Annotated in this window: 16 protein-coding genes; 10 read left to right on the top strand and 6 right to left on the bottom strand. The window is 61.1% G+C overall.

What is annotated here, in order from left to right; all coding sequences use genetic code 11:
- Positions 1-10 precede the first annotated feature (10 nt).
- Together VNZ65_RS14585 and VNZ65_RS14580 are read right to left on the bottom strand one after the other, a co-directional pair.
- The gene (locus tag VNZ65_RS14585; RefSeq protein WP_325670199.1) at positions 11-1,555 is read right to left on the bottom strand and encodes a sensor histidine kinase; all 1,545 of its coding nucleotides are present in this window, start codon (positions 1,553-1,555) and stop codon (positions 11-13) included.
- A 9-nt stretch (positions 1,556-1,564) separates the two neighbouring features.
- Positions 1,565-2,290 (bottom strand): response regulator transcription factor, encoded by a 726-nt coding sequence (locus VNZ65_RS14580; RefSeq protein WP_325670197.1) that lies wholly within the window; start codon positions 2,288-2,290, stop codon positions 1,565-1,567.
- Positions 2,291-2,449: 159 nt separating this feature from the next.
- Between VNZ65_RS14580 and VNZ65_RS14575 the strand changes: the two genes are divergently transcribed.
- The 3 genes from VNZ65_RS14575 (at position 2,450) to trpS (ending at position 5,171) form a co-directional block, all read left to right on the top strand.
- Positions 2,450-2,779, top strand: coding sequence for a hypothetical protein (locus VNZ65_RS14575; protein WP_325670196.1), 330 nt, complete (start codon positions 2,450-2,452; stop codon positions 2,777-2,779).
- Positions 2,780-3,025: 246 nt separating this feature from the next.
- Entirely contained in the window at positions 3,026-3,967 is a 942-nt protein-coding gene (locus tag VNZ65_RS14570; RefSeq protein ID WP_325670194.1) for a Tim44-like domain-containing protein, read from the top strand.
- Between the two features lie 169 nt (positions 3,968-4,136).
- Positions 4,137-5,171, top strand: coding sequence for a tryptophan--tRNA ligase (gene trpS / locus VNZ65_RS14565; RefSeq protein ID WP_325670192.1), 1,035 nt, complete (start codon positions 4,137-4,139; stop codon positions 5,169-5,171).
- A 522-nt stretch (positions 5,172-5,693) separates the two neighbouring features.
- Here the strand turns inward: trpS and VNZ65_RS14560 are convergent.
- Positions 5,694-6,476, bottom strand: coding sequence for an SDR family NAD(P)-dependent oxidoreductase (locus VNZ65_RS14560; protein WP_325670190.1), 783 nt, complete (start codon positions 6,474-6,476; stop codon positions 5,694-5,696).
- A gap of 132 nt (positions 6,477-6,608) precedes the next feature.
- Between VNZ65_RS14560 and VNZ65_RS14555 the strand changes: the two genes are divergently transcribed.
- Complete coding sequence (locus VNZ65_RS14555; RefSeq protein ID WP_325670189.1) at positions 6,609-6,935, top strand: helix-turn-helix transcriptional regulator; 327 nt, start codon at positions 6,609-6,611, stop codon at positions 6,933-6,935.
- Between the two features lie 27 nt (positions 6,936-6,962).
- Here the strand turns inward: VNZ65_RS14555 and VNZ65_RS14550 are convergent, their stop codons facing one another.
- On the bottom strand, positions 6,963-7,907 hold the full coding sequence (locus tag VNZ65_RS14550) for a LysR family transcriptional regulator (protein WP_325670187.1): 945 nt from the start codon (positions 7,905-7,907) through the stop codon (positions 6,963-6,965).
- Between the two features lie 91 nt (positions 7,908-7,998).
- On the opposite strand from VNZ65_RS14550, the gene VNZ65_RS14545 reads away from it, so the two are divergent.
- From VNZ65_RS14545 to VNZ65_RS14525, 5 genes are read left to right on the top strand one after another with little or no spacing between them, the layout of a single operon-like run.
- On the top strand, positions 7,999-9,234 hold the full coding sequence (locus VNZ65_RS14545) for an acyl-CoA dehydrogenase family protein (protein WP_325670185.1): 1,236 nt from the start codon (positions 7,999-8,001) through the stop codon (positions 9,232-9,234).
- The gene (locus VNZ65_RS14540; RefSeq protein ID WP_325670183.1) at positions 9,231-10,298 is read left to right on the top strand and encodes a phosphotransferase family protein; all 1,068 of its coding nucleotides are present in this window, start codon (positions 9,231-9,233) and stop codon (positions 10,296-10,298) included. Before VNZ65_RS14545 ends, VNZ65_RS14540 begins: the two co-directional genes overlap by 4 nt.
- 42 nt (positions 10,299-10,340) lie before the next feature.
- On the top strand, positions 10,341-11,048 hold the full coding sequence (locus VNZ65_RS14535; RefSeq protein WP_325670181.1) for a histidine phosphatase family protein: 708 nt from the start codon (positions 10,341-10,343) through the stop codon (positions 11,046-11,048).
- A gap of 45 nt (positions 11,049-11,093) precedes the next feature.
- Positions 11,094-11,864 carry an SDR family oxidoreductase gene (locus tag VNZ65_RS14530; protein WP_325670179.1) on the top strand — a complete coding sequence of 257 codons (771 nt, stop codon included), beginning with the start codon at positions 11,094-11,096 and terminating at the stop codon, positions 11,862-11,864.
- Positions 11,865-11,884: 20 nt separating this feature from the next.
- Entirely contained in the window at positions 11,885-12,724 is an 840-nt protein-coding gene (locus tag VNZ65_RS14525; protein WP_325670177.1) for an SDR family NAD(P)-dependent oxidoreductase, read from the top strand.
- 114 nt (positions 12,725-12,838) lie between these two features.
- On the opposite strand, the gene VNZ65_RS14520 is transcribed toward VNZ65_RS14525, so the two are convergent.
- On the bottom strand, positions 12,839-14,359 hold the full coding sequence (locus tag VNZ65_RS14520) for an aldehyde dehydrogenase family protein (protein ID WP_325670175.1): 1,521 nt from the start codon (positions 14,357-14,359) through the stop codon (positions 12,839-12,841).
- Between the two features lie 217 nt (positions 14,360-14,576).
- Between VNZ65_RS14520 and VNZ65_RS14515 the strand changes: the two genes are divergently transcribed.
- Positions 14,577-16,151, top strand: coding sequence for a tetratricopeptide repeat protein (locus VNZ65_RS14515; protein WP_325670173.1), 1,575 nt, complete (start codon positions 14,577-14,579; stop codon positions 16,149-16,151).
- 16 nt (positions 16,152-16,167) lie between these two features.
- Here the strand turns inward: VNZ65_RS14515 and VNZ65_RS14510 are convergent.
- The coding region (locus VNZ65_RS14510; RefSeq protein WP_325670171.1) for a LysR substrate-binding domain-containing protein at positions 16,168-16,480 on the bottom strand (313 nt) is incomplete at its 5' end.

The raw sequence follows: 16,480 nt of genomic DNA, 5'->3' as shown, positions 1-16,480 counted from the left end.
GGTTGGGCAGTTAATGAAAGTCCGCTCTGTTTGTTTTCAGTAAATGCAGGCTGACGCGGAACAGGCTGCCCGGCATTTCCGGATCGCTGCTGCGCGGATTGTAGGAAATCGTGATTTGCGCGTCGTGCTGCTGGGCGATTTCGCGCACGATCGCCAGCCCCAGTCCGCTGCCGCTGCGGCTGCGGCTGCTGTCGAGGATGCGGTAGAAGCGCTGGAAGATGTGGTCGCGTTCGGCCGGCGGGATACCCGGTCCCGTATCCTCCACTTCCAGCAGGGCGAACTGCGCTTGCCCATGTTCGCCGTCGGCGCGCACGCGCACCGTGACGCGTCCCTCGACCGGTGTGTAGTGCAACGCATTGTCGATCAGGTTGCCGATCAGCTCGCGCAGCATGAGCGGATTGCACATCACCGCCAGCGGCTGTTCGGCTTGTTCGAAACCGAGGTCTATGCGTTGCGCGAAAGAAGCCTCGACCCAGTCTTGCACTACGCCGCGCGCAAACTCGGACAGATCGCGCTGCACGAAGGGGGCATTTTCCTGCGACTGGTTTTCTGCCCTGGCCAGCGACAGCAGCTGGTTCACCAGCCGGGTGGCCGACTCGGAACTCTTGGCCAGCTGTTCCAGCGAGCGGTGGATATCTTCCTGGCGGGTCTGGCGCAACGCCAGTTCCGATTGCATGCGCATGCCGGCCAGCGGCGTCTTCATCTGATGCGCGGCGTCGGCGATGAAGCGCTTCTGGGTCTGCATCGAGAGCGAGAGCCGCTCCAGCATGTCGTTCAGGGAGCGCACCAGCGGTGAAATTTCTTCCGGCACCTGGCCCGAATCGATGGGGCTCAGGTCGTCCGGGCGCCGGGCGCGGATGCGCTGCTGCAGTTCGGAGAGGGGCGACAGTCCGCGCGACAGCGCAAACCAGATCAGTGCCAGCACGATCGGCAGGATCAGGAATTGCGGCAGGATCACGCCCTTGATGATGGCGTTGGCGAGCCGCGCCCTTTTTTCCAGCGTTTCTGCAACCTGTACCAGCGCCGTGCGCGGCGGCGCGGCGGCGTTGGCTTCGGCGATGCTGCGCAGGTCGACGTAGGCGTAGGCGATCCGCACGTCGGCGCCGTGCAGGATGGCGTCGCGATGCTGCACCGTGCCTGGATGAGCGGTGTCTTCCTGGACGATGGCCGGCGGAATGATCAGGTCGCGGTCGCCTTCGACGATGTTGCCGCGGGTATCGGTGATCAGGTAATAGACATTGTCGATATCGTCGGCGCGCAGGAAATCGCGCGCCGGTCCGTTGAGCCGCGTCGCCACCTTGCCGTCGACTTCGATCACCTGCTGTGACAGCACCGTGACGCTGTCGTCCAGGGCCTGGTCGAACGGCTGGTTGGCGATGGTTTTCGCCACCACATAGGTAATCGCGATGCTGATCGGCCACAGCAGCAGCAGCGGCACCAGCATCCAGTCGAGGATTTCGCCGAACAGCGAGCGCTGGACGCGTTCTTCAGGCGGTTGCGCCAGCGGCGCCGCGGGCGGATGCGTGGTCGGCAGCGTATCCGGAGACAGGGCCATGGCGCGGCTTCAGCGGCGGCTGGAAGAGTCGAGCGGCGGGAGAACCGTGGCAGGAATGGGATGCGGCTCGCTGATTTTTTCCAGGCAATAGCCGAGGCCGCGCACCGTGGCGATCCGCACGCCGCCGATTTCGATTTTCTTGCGCAGCCGGTGTACATACACTTCGATGGCGTTGTTGCTGACTTCTTCGCCCCACTCGCACAGATGATCGACCAGCTGTTCCTTGGAAACCAGGCGGCCGGTGCGTTGCAGCAATACTTCCAGCAAGCCCAGTTCGCGCGCCGACAGGTCCAGCATCTGTTCATTGATATAGGCGATCCGCCCGACCTGGTCGTAGCTCAGCGGCCCGTGCTTGATGACGGTGGGGCCGCCGCCGGCGCCGCGGCGGGTCAGGGCGCGCACGCGCGCCTCCAGTTCGGACAGCTCGAACGGCTTGGCCATGTAGTCGTCGGCGCCCAGATCCAGTCCCTTGACGCGCTGTTCGAGCGAATCGGCGGCGGTCAGGATCAGCACCGGCAGGTGCGAGTTTCTTGCGCGCAAGCGGCGCAGCACTTCCAGTCCGCTCATTTTCGGCAAGCCGAGGTCGAGGATCAGCAGGTCGAAATCCTGGGTCGACAAAGCCGAATCCGCTTCCATCCCGTTCATGACGCAGTCCGTGGCATAGCCCGACTGCCGCAGCGAACGCGTCAATCCATCGGCCAGTACACTGTCGTCTTCGGCAAGCAAAATGCGCATGATCTGGGTATTCCCCTTCAGGATGGATGGAAACTGCTATTTGTAGTCTATGGCGTTTCATTCCCGTCAGCAAGACAGACTGTGAAATAGCTGCTTTTGGTATAATCATTTTTCCTTGATTTCACCTTGACGTGATTTACTGCCTTGATGCAACGCTTATTGATTCTTCTGCTGGTGTTTCTGCTGCCTATGCAAGTCTTTGCAGGCATCGCCGAATCCAAGGCAGACGCGATGGCGACGCTGGCATATACGGTTCAGCTGGACGAGGCGGCAGCGCAATGCAACGTCGCCGACAGCCGTGACGCGCAGGATGATCAAGACAGCCTTACCGACGAAATCGAGATGCACGTCGATCTCGGCGATGACACCGTCCCTGCTTTCCCTTTTGTATTTGCCGCCACGGCTATCGCAGCCAGCCCCGCGCTGAGCAACGACAAGGCGCGGCAGCCGCCGTTCCTGCCGCCGGCCGGACCTCCTCCTAGAGCATAAGCGCCCTGACGTCGCCTGGATATCTGTCCCGGCGGCGGGCGCCTAGCCATCTGCCGGATCTTTATCCGGCCCTCCTCGTAGCCATTGTTTGCATTGTTTACCGCTACTCAGCTTGCCGGATTGCGTTGTGCATTTCCTTGGCCTGTCTGACCGGCCGTGCATGCGGGGACATCGAATCAACATTGTCAGCACTACCAATAGTACCTATAGCCATGTCTTGCATGGCGTCAAATCTCAGGAGAAAGTATGAAGAAATTATTCGTCGCGCTGATCGTCGTAGCAATGACGTTCTCAGCCGGTATCGCAACCGTGGAAGCCAAGCGCATGGGCGGCGGCGGTTCCTTCGGCAAGAAATCGCAAAGCATGAACCGCCAGGCCGCGCCGGCGCCAAGCCAGGCGGCCAAGCCTGCTGCCGCGGCGGCAGCGCCAGCCGCAGCTGGAGCCGCTGCAGCAGCCAAGCCGAGCATGTGGAAAGGCATGCTGGGCGGTGCCTTGCTCGGCCTCGGCCTGGGCGCATTGTTGTCCAGCATGGGCCTCGGCGCCATGGCCGGCATGATCAGCAACATCATCATGATCGCCTTGTTCGCGTTTGCCGCCATGTTCATCTACAAGCTGGTGCGCCGCAAAATGGCCGGCGGCAACTCGGCTAACGCCGGCATGCAGCCGGCTTTCGCCAGCGCAGCGCCGTCCAGCTTCACGCCGGAAATCGCTTCGCGTATCGACCAGCCTATGCAACGTGCCGCATTTGATGCAGCGCCGGTCGCGGCTGCCGGCGCTGGTGTTGCAGGCGTTGCCGCCTGGGGCGTGCCTGCCGATTTCGACACCGCAGGCTTCCTGCGTCACGCGAAGACTTACTTCCTGCGCCTGCAAGCGGCCTGGGACAAGGCCGACAGCAACGATATCCGTGAATTCACCACGCCAGAAATGTTTGCCGAACTACGCATGCAATTGCAGGAGCGCGGCGCTTCGGAAAACCATACCGACGTGGTGTCGCTGGATGCCGAGCTGCTGGGCATCGACACTGTCGACGGCGACTACCTGGCGAGCGTGCGCTTCACCGGCATGATCAAGGAAGACGAAAACACTGCCGCGGCGCCGTTTGCCGAGATCTGGAACCTGTCCAAGCCGACCGCCGGCCAGGGCGGCTGGATCCTGGCAGGGATCGAGCAGGAAGAGAAAACCAGCTGATAGTGGTTTTGGCGGGCAGGGTTGGCTTAGCGCCGCGCTGTACCGCCGATTGCATCGGTTGGAAACAAAAAAGCCGCCGGCGAGAGATCGCCGGCGGCTTTTCTTATTCTTGCGCGCCGCTGATGGCACAATAGAGGGTTTTCAGGATATCGCTAAAAAAGGAATGTTAATGAGTTTGCCAACGAACGAGTCTCCCAAGTCCACCGAATCTGCCGTGATCCTGACCGGCGATCGTCCTACCGGTCCGCTGCATCTTGGCCATTTCGTCGGCAGCTTGCGTAATCGTATCGAATATCAGCACAGCTACCAGCAGTTCATCATGCTGGCCGACGCCCAGGCGCTGACCGACAACATGGACGACACCAACAAGGTGCACCGCAATGTGGTGGAGGTGGCGCTGGATTACCTGGCGGTGGGCATCGATCCGGCCAAGTCGACCATCCTGATCCAGTCGCAGATTCCCGAGCTGGCGGAATTGACTTTTTACTATCTGAACCTGGTGACGGTGGCGCGCCTGGAGCGCAATCCGACAGTGAAGGAAGAAATTCGCCTGCGTGGTTTCGAGCGCGATATTCCGGCTGGCTTCCTGACTTATCCGGCCAGCCAGGCGGCTGACATCACGGCCTTCAAGGCGGCGCTGGTGCCGGTGGGCGAGGACCAGATTCCGATGATCGAGCAGACCAATGAGATCGTGCGGCGTTTCAATCGTACTGCCGGGCGGGATGTGCTGGTGGAGGCTAAGGCGCTGGTGCCTGAGATCGGGCGTTTGCCGGGGATCGATGGCAAGGCGAAGATGAGCAAGTCGCTGGGCAATACGATCAACCTGGGCGCCAGCGCGGATGAAATCCGGGCGGCGGTCAAGCAGGTGTATACCGATCCTTTGCATTTGCGGGTGCAGGATCCCGGACATCTGGAGGGCAATGTGGCTTTCTTGTATCTGGATGCGTTTGACCTGGATAAAGCTGGCCTGGCGGAGATGAAGGCGCATTATGTGCGTGGCGGCTTGGGCGATAGCCTGGTCAAGGCGCGGCTGGAGACTTGCCTGCAGGACCTGCTGGCGCCGATCCGGGCGCGGCGGGAGGAGCTGGCCAAGGACAAGGGGCACGTTATGCAGATCCTGAAAGAAGGCACGGCCAAGGCGCGTGAAGTAGCGGCAAAGACCGCCGACGAAGTCAAAGCCGCCCTCGGCCTGAGCTACTTCTAAACTACGCAGCCGCAGCCAAACTCACCGCTGCAGCAGTCAAACTCACCGCTGCAGCAGCTAAATTCACCGCTGTCGCAGTCAAATGGGGTCAGAGTTTTTTTTCGCGGTTTTTGCGAAAATTACTCTGACCCCATTTGACGTTCTACGGAGTACGTACGGTGGCATGCCAAGAACGGTCTGAGGTTTTCTAAAACGTTTCTTACTCCGTGGATACAAGCCGGGAGCGGCCCGGCAGCCGCTTACTTTCTTTTGCTTCGCCAAAAGAAAGTAAGCAAAGAAAAGGCGACCGCAAAGCCGTTGCCCTCCCTTCGGGAGGGTTCCCAAATCCGGCGCGCGCCAGCCGGGTGAGGGCAAAACTCGCCTTCGGCTCAAACATGCCCCTCACAATTCCCGGCTGACACGCGCCGGATTTGGCAACGTCTTCATGCGGGGCAAGTCAAAAGCAACGGCAGCGTCAAAAGCAACGGCAACGTCAAAAACAACGGCAACGTCAAAAACAACGGCAGCGGCAACACCCCGCCGCTAACTATGGCAAGGCCCAGCATCAATCACCAGCTCCCCACCCGTAACAAAACGGCTGGCGTCTGATGCCAGGTAGAGGACGGCGGCGGCGACGTCGGTGGCGGAGCCGCGGCTGGTTTGCATGTGCAGTTCGGCGCGGTCGGCCAGGGCTTGGGTGAGGTCGTCGCGTTTGCGCATGGCTGCTGCCAGGGCAGGGGGGCGGACTACGCCTGGGTGGATGGCGTTGACGCGGATGTTTTGGGTGGCGTAACGCATGGCGTTCATGCTGCTCATGCGCAGTGTCGCTTTCGCGGCATGATCGGCTGCCGCCGCTTGCACCCGCCTCACGGCGCAGGGCGACAGGATGTTGACGATGGAGCCGCCGCCGGCGCGTTCCATCGCCGGCGCCACATGCTTGCTGCACAGGATGCTGCCGTTGACGTTGGCCTGCATCGCTTTTTCCCAATGCTTCTGCAGCAGCCCGTTGGCATACGGTTGGCTGGCGTCGACGCCGGCGCTGTTGATCAGAATGTCGATGCGGCCGAAGTGCGCCTCGACGGCGGCCATGACCTGCTGGACGGCATCGTTGTCGCTGACATCCAGCTGCCAGAACCGGACTTCAGTCAGTTTGCTGCCCAGCAGCCCGGCGATAACGCCCCCTTCCTGTTCCCTTTCATCCAGAATCGCTAAATGTGCACCAGCCGCAGACAAGGCGCAGGCAATATGTAAAGCTATGCCGCGCGCTGCGCCGGTCACCAGCGCGACCTTGTTTTTGAGCGGGAAGTACGTGGAAAGTGGGTCCATGTCGCTAAAACCATTGTCAGTTTTTACATATGTATTAAAGCATTCTTTAGTGCACATTGCAACCATGCTTTAATTGAATGAAAGTATTCTTTACCGATGGTGAATAATTATGGCGCGCGACTTGCAGATGCTTTGCAGATAGCCCGAAAAGACAGGCAGGAACTCGCGGACGCCATCGGCGTCAGCGTGCAGGCGGTCGGGCAGGTAATTGCCGGCAAGACCAAGGCGCTGACAGCGGAGAATTCGGCGCTCGCCGCGAAATTCCTCGGCGTCGATATATTCTGGCTGGCTACCGGGATCGGTCATCCGAAGATAGCGGCCAAGCATTCCGGCCAATGGCCTTTCAGCATCAGCCTGGAATCGTTTCTGGAGATACCGGAGGCAGAGCAGAACCGTGTAGGGGAATACATCGAGTTTTGCGTCCGCAAATGGCAGGCGGCCCATCCGGCAAAAAAATGAGCGGCCGCATTTGCAACCCAAGCGCCGCTATTTTTTCTTGCGCGGGGGTTTGGCGCTAGCCAGGCGATTCTGTTCAGGAAACAACTGTCCCAGCACCGTGCGCAGCCAGCGGTTGGCCGGATCAAGCTCCGCATTCTCATGCCAGTACAGATACACATCCAGGGTCGGCGTCGGCAGCGGCAGCGGATAGATCCGGTTCGGCAGGTTGAGGTTGGCGATCTGGGCGTAGTGTTCGGGCATGGTGGTCAGCAAGTCCGAGGCGCTGACCACATGGCAGGCGGCGTGGTAGTGCTGGCAGCGCAAGCCGATCTGGCGCTGACGGCCCATGCGCGCCAGTTCGACATCTTCGATGCCGGGACCGGTGCGTCGCGAGGAGACCAGGATGTGGCTTTGCGCCAGATAGGTTTCCAGGTCCAGGCCGTCCTGCAGCGCCGGGTGATCCTGGCGCGCGATCACCACCAGCGCATCGCGTGATAAAGGTGTACTGTGGATTTCCGTCGGCCGCTGCAGCAAGACGTCGACCGCGATGTCGAGCGTGCCGGCCGCCAGTTCGGACGCCAGCTGGCGCCGTTCCACCCGCACCGAATTGATCGCCACCAGCGGCGCCTGCGCGTGCAGCAGCTGCATCAGCGGCGGCAGCAGGCGCGCTTCCAGCACGCCGGTCAGGCCGAGGTTGAAACTGCGGCGGCTGCTGGCCGGATCGAACTGGTTGCCGTGCTTGACGCTGACCTCCAGCGTCTGCAAGGCTTGCCGCACCGGACCGATCAGGGAGCGCGTCATCGGCGTCGGCAACATGCTGCTGCCTTGCCGGATGAACAAGGGGTCGCCCAGCAGTTCGCGCAGGCGCGCCAGGGCGTGGCTGACCGCCGGCTGGGTCAGGCTCAGGGCCTTGGCGGCGCGCGTAATATTGCCTTCCGCGTAGATGGTGTCGAGCACCACGAACAGGTTGAGGTCGATGCGGCTTATATGCATGAGATTAATTATTATCTATGTAAATCATTCATTTGATGAATTATAGACCTTGCGGCACACTGCATGCATCGCCAAACAGTCGAGGAACGTCATGGATTTTGCTTATTCGCCCCAGGCCCGCCAATATATCGAGCGGCTCAATGCCTTCATGAGCGAGCATGTGCTGCCGGCGGAAGCGGAATATTTCAGCCAGCTCAAGCGCGGCGCGCGGCCATGGAATGTGCCGCCGGTGATGCTGGCGCTGAAAGCCAAGGCCAGGGCCGCCGGCTTGTGGAATCTGTTCCTGCCGGACGCGGAGTTCGGCGCCGGCCTCAGCAATACTGATTACGCGCCGCTGGCGGAAATCATGGGCCGCTCGCACATCGCGCCGGAAGTCTTCAACTGCAATGCGCCGGATACCGGCAATATGGAAGTGCTGGTCAAGTACGGCTCACCGGCGCAGCAAGAACAATGGCTCAAGCCGTTGCTGGCAGGTGAGTACCGCTCGGCTTTCTGCATGACCGAACCGGAAGTCGCCTCCAGCGACGCTACCAACATGCGCGCCACCGCCATCGTCGAAGGCGATCAGGTGCTGCTCAACGGCCGCAAATGGTGGAGCACCGGCATCGGCCATCCCGACTGCAAGTTCGTGATTTTCATGGGGCTCACTTACCCGGACGGTCCCAAGCATGCGCGCCATTCAATGGTGATCGTGCCGCTGGATACGCCCGGGGTGAAGATCGAACGCATGCTGCCGGTGTTCGGCGCACTCGATGAACCCTATGGCCATGGCGAAGTGAGCTTCACCAATGTGCGAGTGCCGCTGACGAACATCATCGCCGGTCCGGGCCGCGGCTTTGAAATCGCCCAGGGCCGTCTCGGGCCAGGTCGTATCCATCACTGCATGCGTGCCCTCGGCGCGGCCGAAGTAGCCTTGGAAATGATGTGTCAGCGCGCCTTGACGCGCACTGCTTTCGGCAAGCCGTTGGCCGATCTCGGCGGCAATGCCGACATCATCGCCAATGCCCGCATGGGTATCGAGCAAGCCCGCCTGCTGACCTTGAAAGCGGCGTGGATGATGGATACCGTCGGCGCCAAGGCGGCCATGAGCGAGATTTCCCAGATCAAGGTGGTGGTGCCGAACGTGGCGCAGCTGGTGATCGACCAGGCGATCCAGATGCACGGCGGCGCCGGCGTCTGCGACGACCTGCCGCTGACCGGCCTGTATGCCTATGCCCGCATCCTGCGGCTGGCGGACGGCCCGGACGAAGTGCACCGGGCCCTGATCGCCAAGCTGGAACTGAAAGCGCAAGGCGCCCGCGCCGCGGCGCAGGGAGCAGCGGCATGAGCCTGATCGATCAAGCCGGCGCGGTGCGCAGCGGCGAAGAGCTGGACGTCGCCAAGATTGCTGCATTTCTGCAGGGAGTGGACAGCAGCCTGCAAGGATTGCCGGCGGTGACCCAGTTTCCCGGCGGCGCCTCCAACCTGACCTACCTGCTGAGCTACGGCGAGCGCGAACTGATCCTGCGCCGGCCGCCATTCGGGGCCAAGGCCAAGTCGGCCCACGACATGCTGCGCGAAGCCAATATCATGGCCGAGCTGAAGCCGGTCTATCCCTATGTGCCGCGGGTGTTCGCGACCTGCCAGGACCGCGCGGTGATGGACAGCGACTTCTATGTGATGGAACGCTTGCGCGGCATCATCCTGCGCAACAAGCTGCCGCCCGGCCTGGAACTGAACGAGAGCGATACGCGCCAGCTGTGCCTGAACGTGATCGACAAGATGATCGCCCTGCACAAGGTCGATTACCAGGCCGCCGGCCTGGCCCATCTGGCCAAGGGCGAAGGCTATGTGCAGCGGCAGATAACCGGCTGGAGCGAGCGCTTCCGCAAGGCGCGCACCGACGATGTGGTCGACTGTGAAGTAGTGATGCGCTGGCTGGCCGAGAAGATGCCGGCAGCCGATGTCGCCACCTGCCTGATCCACAACGATTTCCGCTTCGATAACGTAGTGCTGGATGCCGAAGATCCCTTGAAAGTGATCGGCGTGCTGGACTGGGAAATGGCGACTCTGGGCGATCCGCTGATGGACCTCGGCAATACGCTGGCCTACTGGGTACAAGCCGACGACGAACCGCAATTCATGATGATGCGGCGCCAGCCGACGCACTTGCCGGGCATGCTGACGCGCAAGGAAGTGATCGCCTATTACGGCGAGCAGACCGGTTACCGCACCGACCATTTCGATTTCTATGAAATCTACGGCTTGTTCCGGCTGGCGGTGATCATCCAGCAAATCTACTACCGTTTCCATCACGGGCAAACCACCAATCCGCAGTTCGCCATGTTCGGCCATGTCGTCAATTACCTTGACCAGCGTTGCCGCAATCTGATCGCGCAATCGACCATATGAACCACGCAAAGCTGCTGACAGCAGCACCGGAGCAAGCCTGAGATGGGCGCCATCTATCTGGTGCGCCATGGCCAGGCCAGCTTCGGCGCCGCCGATTACGACCAGCTGTCCGAGCTGGGCGTGCGCCAGGCGACCTTGCTGGGGCTATGGCTGGCGCAGACTGGCCAGGATCCCTCCTTGCTGGTCACCGGCAGCCACCGTCGCCACAAGCAGAGCCGTGATGCCTGCCTGGCTGCCTGGTCGCCACAGACTGAGCGTGCGCCGCAGGTTTTGCAGGACCCCGGCTTTGACGAATTCGATCATCGGCAAGTATTGCTGCGGCTGATGCCTGAGTTCGCCGATCCCGCCGTGCTGGCAGCCTACCTGGCGCAGCAGGAAAATCCTGCGCGCGCTTTCCAGAAAGTGTTTGCCAAGGCAGTGGCGCGCTGGGTCGGCGGTCAGCACGACGGCGACTATAGTGAGACGTGGACGGTGTTCAAGGCACGTTGCAACGCCGCCTTGGCGCGCTTGCTGGAACAAGCTGGCAAGGGCCAATCCGCCTGGGTGTTTACCTCGGGTGGTCCGGTCAGCGCGATCTGTCAGCAACTGCTGGCGATTCCAGACCGGCAGATTTTCGAATTGAACTGGGCGCTGGTCAATACCGGCGTCACCAAGCTGTTGCATAGCCCCGGCAGGGTCAGCTTGAGCTACATCAATAATTACGCGCATCTTGAAAGCGCGCGCGATCCGGGCTTAGTGAGTTATAGATAGAAAACCAGCGATAGACAACCAGCGACAAGTTAAAAGGAGCAAAGCATGAGCAGCACATCCCTGTTTGACCTGAAAGGAAAAATCGCCCTGGTGACCGGCGCCAGCCGCGGCATCGGCGCATCGATCGCGCGCACGCTGGCGCAGCATGGCGCGCATGTCATCGTGTCCAGCCGCAAGGCGGAAGCCTGCGACAAGGTGGTCGCGGAGATCGTGGCAGCCGGCGGCACGGCCGAGACCATGGCTTGCCACATCGGTGAAATGGCGCAGATCGACGCGCTGTTCCAGGCCATCACCAGCAAGCACGGCCGGCTCGACATCCTGATCAACAATGCCGCCGCCAATCCGCATTTTGGACCTATCGTCGACACCGACCTGGGCGCCTTCCAGAAAACGGTCGACGTCAATATCCGCGGCTATTTCTTCATGTCTTCCTACGGCGCCAAGCTGATGGCGCAGGGCGGTGGCGGCGCCATCGTCAATGTCGCCTCGGTCAACGGCGTCACGCCCGGCGTGTTCCAGGGTATTTACTCGATCACGAAGGCGGCGGTGATCTCGATGACCAAGGCCTTCGCCAAGGAGTGCGCGGCCAGCGGTGTACGCGTCAATGCCTTGCTGCCGGGCTTTACCGAGACCAAGTTCGCTGCCGCCCTGATCGACAATCCGGCGATCCTGAAGCAGGCCTTGCAGCACATCCCGATGAACCGCGTCGCCCAGCCGGACGAGATGGCGGGCGCCGTGCTGTACCTGGTGTCGCCTGCGGCCAGCTACACCACAGGGGTTTGCATGAATGTCGATGGCGGTTATTTGTTGAATTAAGCACTGACAGGAAAATACGCATGAAGAATTTACAAGGCAAGGTCGCGGTCATCACCGGCGGCGCAGAAGGCATAGGCAAGGGCATCGCAGTACGCGCTGCGGCCGAGGGCATGAAGCTGGTGCTGGCCGATATCAACACCACCAAGCTGGAAGCCACGGTGGCGGAATTCAAGGCGCAAGGGATCGAAGTCATCGGCGTGCCGACTGACGTCGCCCGCGAAGAACAGATCAATGCGCTGGCGGAGCAAGCCTTCGCCAAATTCGGTAAGGTGCATCTGCTGGTGAACAATGCCGGCGTCGCGGTCGCCAAGCCAGCGTGGGAAACCACCCAGAAGGATTGGGACTGGGTCATGGGCGTCAACTTCTACGGCGTCACGCATGCCTTGCGCGCGTTTGTGCCAACCATGCTGAAGCATGGCGAAGAAGGGCATATCGTCAACACGGCCTCGATGGCTGGCCTTACCACGCAGCCGAGCCTGGCCAGCTATAACGCCAGCAAGCATGCGGTGGTGACGGTATCCGAGGGTTTGCATCATGATCTCGCGTTGCGGAAATCGCTGATCAAGGTCTCGGTGCTGTGCCCGGGCTGGGTCAAGACTGGCATTGGTCATTCGGAACGCAATCGCGACGGAGATAAAACCGCGCCGGCGACCATCGATCCGGTGGCTGCCAAGGTCGGCATGGCTGTACTGCACGCGGTGGAGAACGGCATCCCGGTAAGCCAGGTGGCTGGCGATGTATTCGACGCGATTGCCGCGGAACGTTTCTATATCCTGACGCATCCGGAAATGAAGCAGGCAATCCAGGTGCGGATGGAAGATATCCTGCAGCAGCGCGCACCGACCTTGCTGAAGATCTAGACTATATAGGCGACCCCGTCATTCCCGCGAACGCGGGAATCCATTTTCCGGATTCACTCAGTAACGTGGATCCCCGCGTTCGCGGGGATGACTAGAATCGATGGTATCGTGTGCTTAGTCGATATCAAACTTGACGCCCTGCGCCAATGGCAAGGTGCGGCTGTAGTTGATGGTGTTGGTGGCCCGGCGCATGTAAGTCTTCCAGGAATCGGAACCCGATTCGCGGCCGCCGCCGGTTTCTTTCTCGCCGCCGAAAGCGCCGCCGATTTCAGCGCCGCTGGTGCCGATGTTGACGTTGGCGAGGCCGCAATCGCTGCCGCTGGCCGACATGAAGGCTTCCGCTTCGCGCACGTCATTGGTGAAGATGGCGGACGACAGGCCTTGCGGCACGGCGTTGTTGAGGCGCACGGCATCCTCGAAGCTATCGTAGGACAGCACATACAGGATAGGTGCGAAGGTTTCGTGGTGCACGATGGCGCTTTGCTGTGGCATGCGCACCAGCGCAGGGCGCACATAGAAAGCGTTGCTGTTATCGCCGACTTGCACCCGCTCGCCGCCAGTGACTACGCCGCCTTCAGCCTTGGCTTGCGCCAGCGCGGCTTGCATGGCTTCGAACGATTGCTGGTCGACCAGCGGGCCGACCAGGGTGTCCGCTGCCAGCGGATCGCCGACCTTGACGCTGGCGTAGATACGTTCGATGCGGCTCACCACATCTTGATAAATACTGCTGTGGACAAACAGGCGGCGCAGGCTGGTGCAGCGCTGGCCGGCGGTGCCGACGGCAGAGAAGGTGATCGCACGCAAAGCCAGGCTGAGGTCGGCGGTCGGGGTGACGATCATGCCGTTGTTGCCGCCCAGTTCCAGCAGGCTGCGGCCGAGGCGCTCGGCCACGGTAGTGGCAACCTTGCGGCCCATGCGGACGCTGCCGGTGGCGCTGACCAGCGGCACCAGCGGCGAGGCCGACAGGGTGGCGCCGATTTCGGCGCGGCCCAGCACGACCTGGCACAGATTGGCCGGCAGCAGGTCAGGGCGCTGTTGCGAGAAACGCGCCACGGCTTTTTCATAGAGAGCGTGTACGGCGAGTGCGACAACCGGGGTCTTTTCGGATGGTTTCCAGATCACGGCATTGCCGCACACCAGCGCCAGCGCGGCGTTCCAGGCCCACACGGCAACCGGGAAGTTGAACGCGGTGATGACGCCGCAGACGCCCAGCGGATGCCAGGTTTCCATCATGCGGTGGCCTGGACGCTCGGAAGCGATGGTCAGGCCATACAGCTGGCGCGACAGGCCAACCGCGAAATCGCAGATATCGATCATTTCCTGTACTTCGCCTATGCCTTCGGACAGGATCTTGCCGGATTCCAGCGTCACCAGCTTGCCCAACGGCTCGCGGTTTTCACGTAGCACTTCACCCAGGATGCGCACCAGCTCGCCGCGCACCGGCGCCGGCACCACGCGCCATTTTTCGTAGGCCTGGTGGGCGAGCTTGATGGCGGTTTCGGTTTCCTCGGTGGTATTGGCGCGCAGCGCGCCAATCGCAGCGCCGTCGCGCGGCGAGCGCGAATGCAGGTCGTTGCCGGCATGGGCCGAAAAGTCGAAACCGAGTTCAGCGAAGATGGATGAGATTTGCGTCATGATGTCCTTGTTCTGCGTTGTATCAGCCGGCCGCGAGAATGGGCGAGCTTTGTCAGTAATAACGCCGAGTATAAGGAATAAACAAGGAAAACTTAAAATCAAAAAATATCAGGACATCATTACCTTTGATCATGCAGCGGGCAGGATGGGCATAGATCGAGGCAGCATGTAAAATTGACAAAGGCTGATGCCAAGGAAGAACTAAAAAGGAAATTACATGGAGCAGCTGTCTCAGGCGTCGTTGCTAAGCGGGCAAGCGCAGCAAGAGCGTCAGCAGGGACGCGTCGACGCAGCGTTGGCATTGTGGGCAGAGGCGATTGCACTCGATCCCCGTAATCCCGACCATGTCATTGCGCTGACCAATTGCCTCACGCAGATCGGACGTTCGCAGGAAGCCTTGCAGTTTTGCGAGCGCTGGCTGGAGCAGAACAGCGATATCGCCTTGCTGTGGATGCAAAAGGGCATCATCCAGATCAATCAGTTGTCGGATACGCAAGGCGCCATCGACAGTTTTCACGCGGCATTGCGCTGCGACCCGGCCTATACGCTGGCGCACGAGGCGCTGGCGCAAATCTACCTGTTCCGGCTGCAAGCCGAACCCATGCGCTTCCATGCGGCACAAGCCGCGACCAACGCTGATCCGCGATCCGCGCTGCGCATTCAATCGCGCTACCTGTCCGACTACGCTGGTGCAGTGGCGACCGGGCGCCGGCTGCTCGCCAGCAATCCGGCAGATGTCGAAACCTTGCTCTCGATGGGTAAGGCGCTCTACATGCTGAGCCGTTTCGATGAAGCATTCGCCATGCTGACGCGCGCCGTGGAACACGCGCCGACGCGGGTTGACGTGCTTGGCCCCTATGCCGACCTGCTACTGCTCTTCGGCGATTACAGCGCCGGTTGGCGTCGGCTGCAAGGCGTCGCCAACGACGCGCACCTGCAAGCCATTTATCCGGGAATCGCTCCTTATCTCGACAAAAAATGGCGCGGTCAGCCGCTGCAAGGCAAGCGCATCCTGGTCGCCTACTATGCCGGGATTGGCGACAATCTGATGATGGCCAGGTTTATACGCGACCTGAAGGCCGCGGGCGCCTATGTCATTTTTGCCAGCCGTCCGGAACTGCTGCGATTGATGCAGGGACTGGAGGGAGCTGATGAAGTGGTGCCGTCCTGGCAGATTGAACGCTGGCACGAGCTTGACTATTGGGTATTCGACTATCTGTTGCCGGCGCACCTGGGCGCAGCCGAGGGACGTATTCCTGTTTATCGCGACGGCTATCTGCACGCGCCCGCCGAATTGGCAACGCACTGGCGCAGCCAATTGCAACAGCATTCCGGCCGCCTGAAGGTCGGACTGTGCTGGAGCAGCGCTCCGCACAATTTCAGCGGGCTCGATCGATTCATCCCGCCGGAAGAATTCGCTGCGCTGGCGGAATTGGATGATATCGCATGGTTTGTGCTGCAAAAGACTGCCGCCAACGGTGAGTTGGCGCAACGCTCAGGCCTCAAGGTGCATGACTATTCCGGGCAATGGCAGGATTTTGCCGATACCTCAGCCATGGTAGAAGCGCTGGATCTGGTCATTTCTATCGATTCGTCCCCGCTGCATCTGGCGGGAGCGCTGGGAAAGCCCGCCTGGGGATTGCTGCCTGCCGCGCCGGAATGGCGCTGGGGCCTTGCGGGCGAACAAAGCGATTGGTATCCGACGCTGCGGCTCTTTAGGCAAACGGAATTGCACTGCTGGGCCCCGCTCATCCAGCAGGTCAAGGAAGAACTGTTGAAACTTGGCGTTTGAAGCAATGCTTCGGCTGTCAGGTTTCCGCCAGCTCGCTCAGCAGCCACTCCTGAAACTTGATGACAGCCGCCTTGCTGGCGTTTTTTTCCGGATAGGTCAGGTAATAGGCTTGCGGACTTTTCACTGAGAAGGGGAAGGGCACGTGCAGCTGGCCGAGGGCGATTTCGGTCTCCACCAGAAATTTCGGCATCAGCGCCACGCCGAGTCCGGCGGCGGCGGCCTGGATCACCATCGCCAGTTGCTCAAAGCGCGGGCCTGAGAGGGCGTCCGGGCAGGCCACGCCGACGTGGTTGAACCAGTCCTGCCAGGCTTGCGGGCGGGTGGTGTGT

The organism is Collimonas sp. (assembly GCF_035566555.1).
Classification (GTDB): Bacteria; Pseudomonadota; Gammaproteobacteria; order Burkholderiales; family Burkholderiaceae_D; genus Collimonas.
Note: the sequence above shows the minus strand (reverse complement) of the source record. Positions and strands in the feature narration are given on the sequence as shown.

Excerpts from the sequence above, each read along its gene's own strand:
- trpS (WP_325670192.1), top strand. The coding sequence starts at position 4,137 with ATGAGTTTGCCAACGAACGAGTCTCCCAAGTCCACCGAATCTGCCGTG.
- VNZ65_RS14520 (WP_325670175.1), bottom strand. The coding sequence starts at position 14,359 with ATGACGCAAATCTCATCCATCTTCGCTGAACTCGGTTTCGACTTTTCG.
- VNZ65_RS14580 (WP_325670197.1), bottom strand. The coding sequence starts at position 2,290 with ATGCGCATTTTGCTTGCCGAAGACGACAGTGTACTGGCCGATGGATTG.
- VNZ65_RS14585 (WP_325670199.1), bottom strand. The coding sequence starts at position 1,555 with ATGGCCCTGTCTCCGGATACGCTGCCGACCACGCATCCGCCCGCGGCG.
- VNZ65_RS14535 (WP_325670181.1), top strand. The coding sequence starts at position 10,341 with ATGGGCGCCATCTATCTGGTGCGCCATGGCCAGGCCAGCTTCGGCGCC.
- VNZ65_RS14515 (WP_325670173.1), top strand. The coding sequence starts at position 14,577 with ATGGAGCAGCTGTCTCAGGCGTCGTTGCTAAGCGGGCAAGCGCAGCAA.
- VNZ65_RS14530 (WP_325670179.1), top strand. The coding sequence starts at position 11,094 with ATGAGCAGCACATCCCTGTTTGACCTGAAAGGAAAAATCGCCCTGGTG.
- VNZ65_RS14545 (WP_325670185.1), top strand. The coding sequence starts at position 7,999 with ATGGATTTTGCTTATTCGCCCCAGGCCCGCCAATATATCGAGCGGCTC.
- VNZ65_RS14540 (WP_325670183.1), top strand. The coding sequence starts at position 9,231 with ATGAGCCTGATCGATCAAGCCGGCGCGGTGCGCAGCGGCGAAGAGCTG.
- VNZ65_RS14570 (WP_325670194.1), top strand. The coding sequence starts at position 3,026 with ATGAAGAAATTATTCGTCGCGCTGATCGTCGTAGCAATGACGTTCTCA.
- VNZ65_RS14525 (WP_325670177.1), top strand. The coding sequence starts at position 11,885 with ATGAAGAATTTACAAGGCAAGGTCGCGGTCATCACCGGCGGCGCAGAA.
- VNZ65_RS14560 (WP_325670190.1), bottom strand. The coding sequence starts at position 6,476 with ATGGACCCACTTTCCACGTACTTCCCGCTCAAAAACAAGGTCGCGCTG.
- VNZ65_RS14550 (WP_325670187.1), bottom strand. The coding sequence starts at position 7,907 with ATGCATATAAGCCGCATCGACCTCAACCTGTTCGTGGTGCTCGACACC.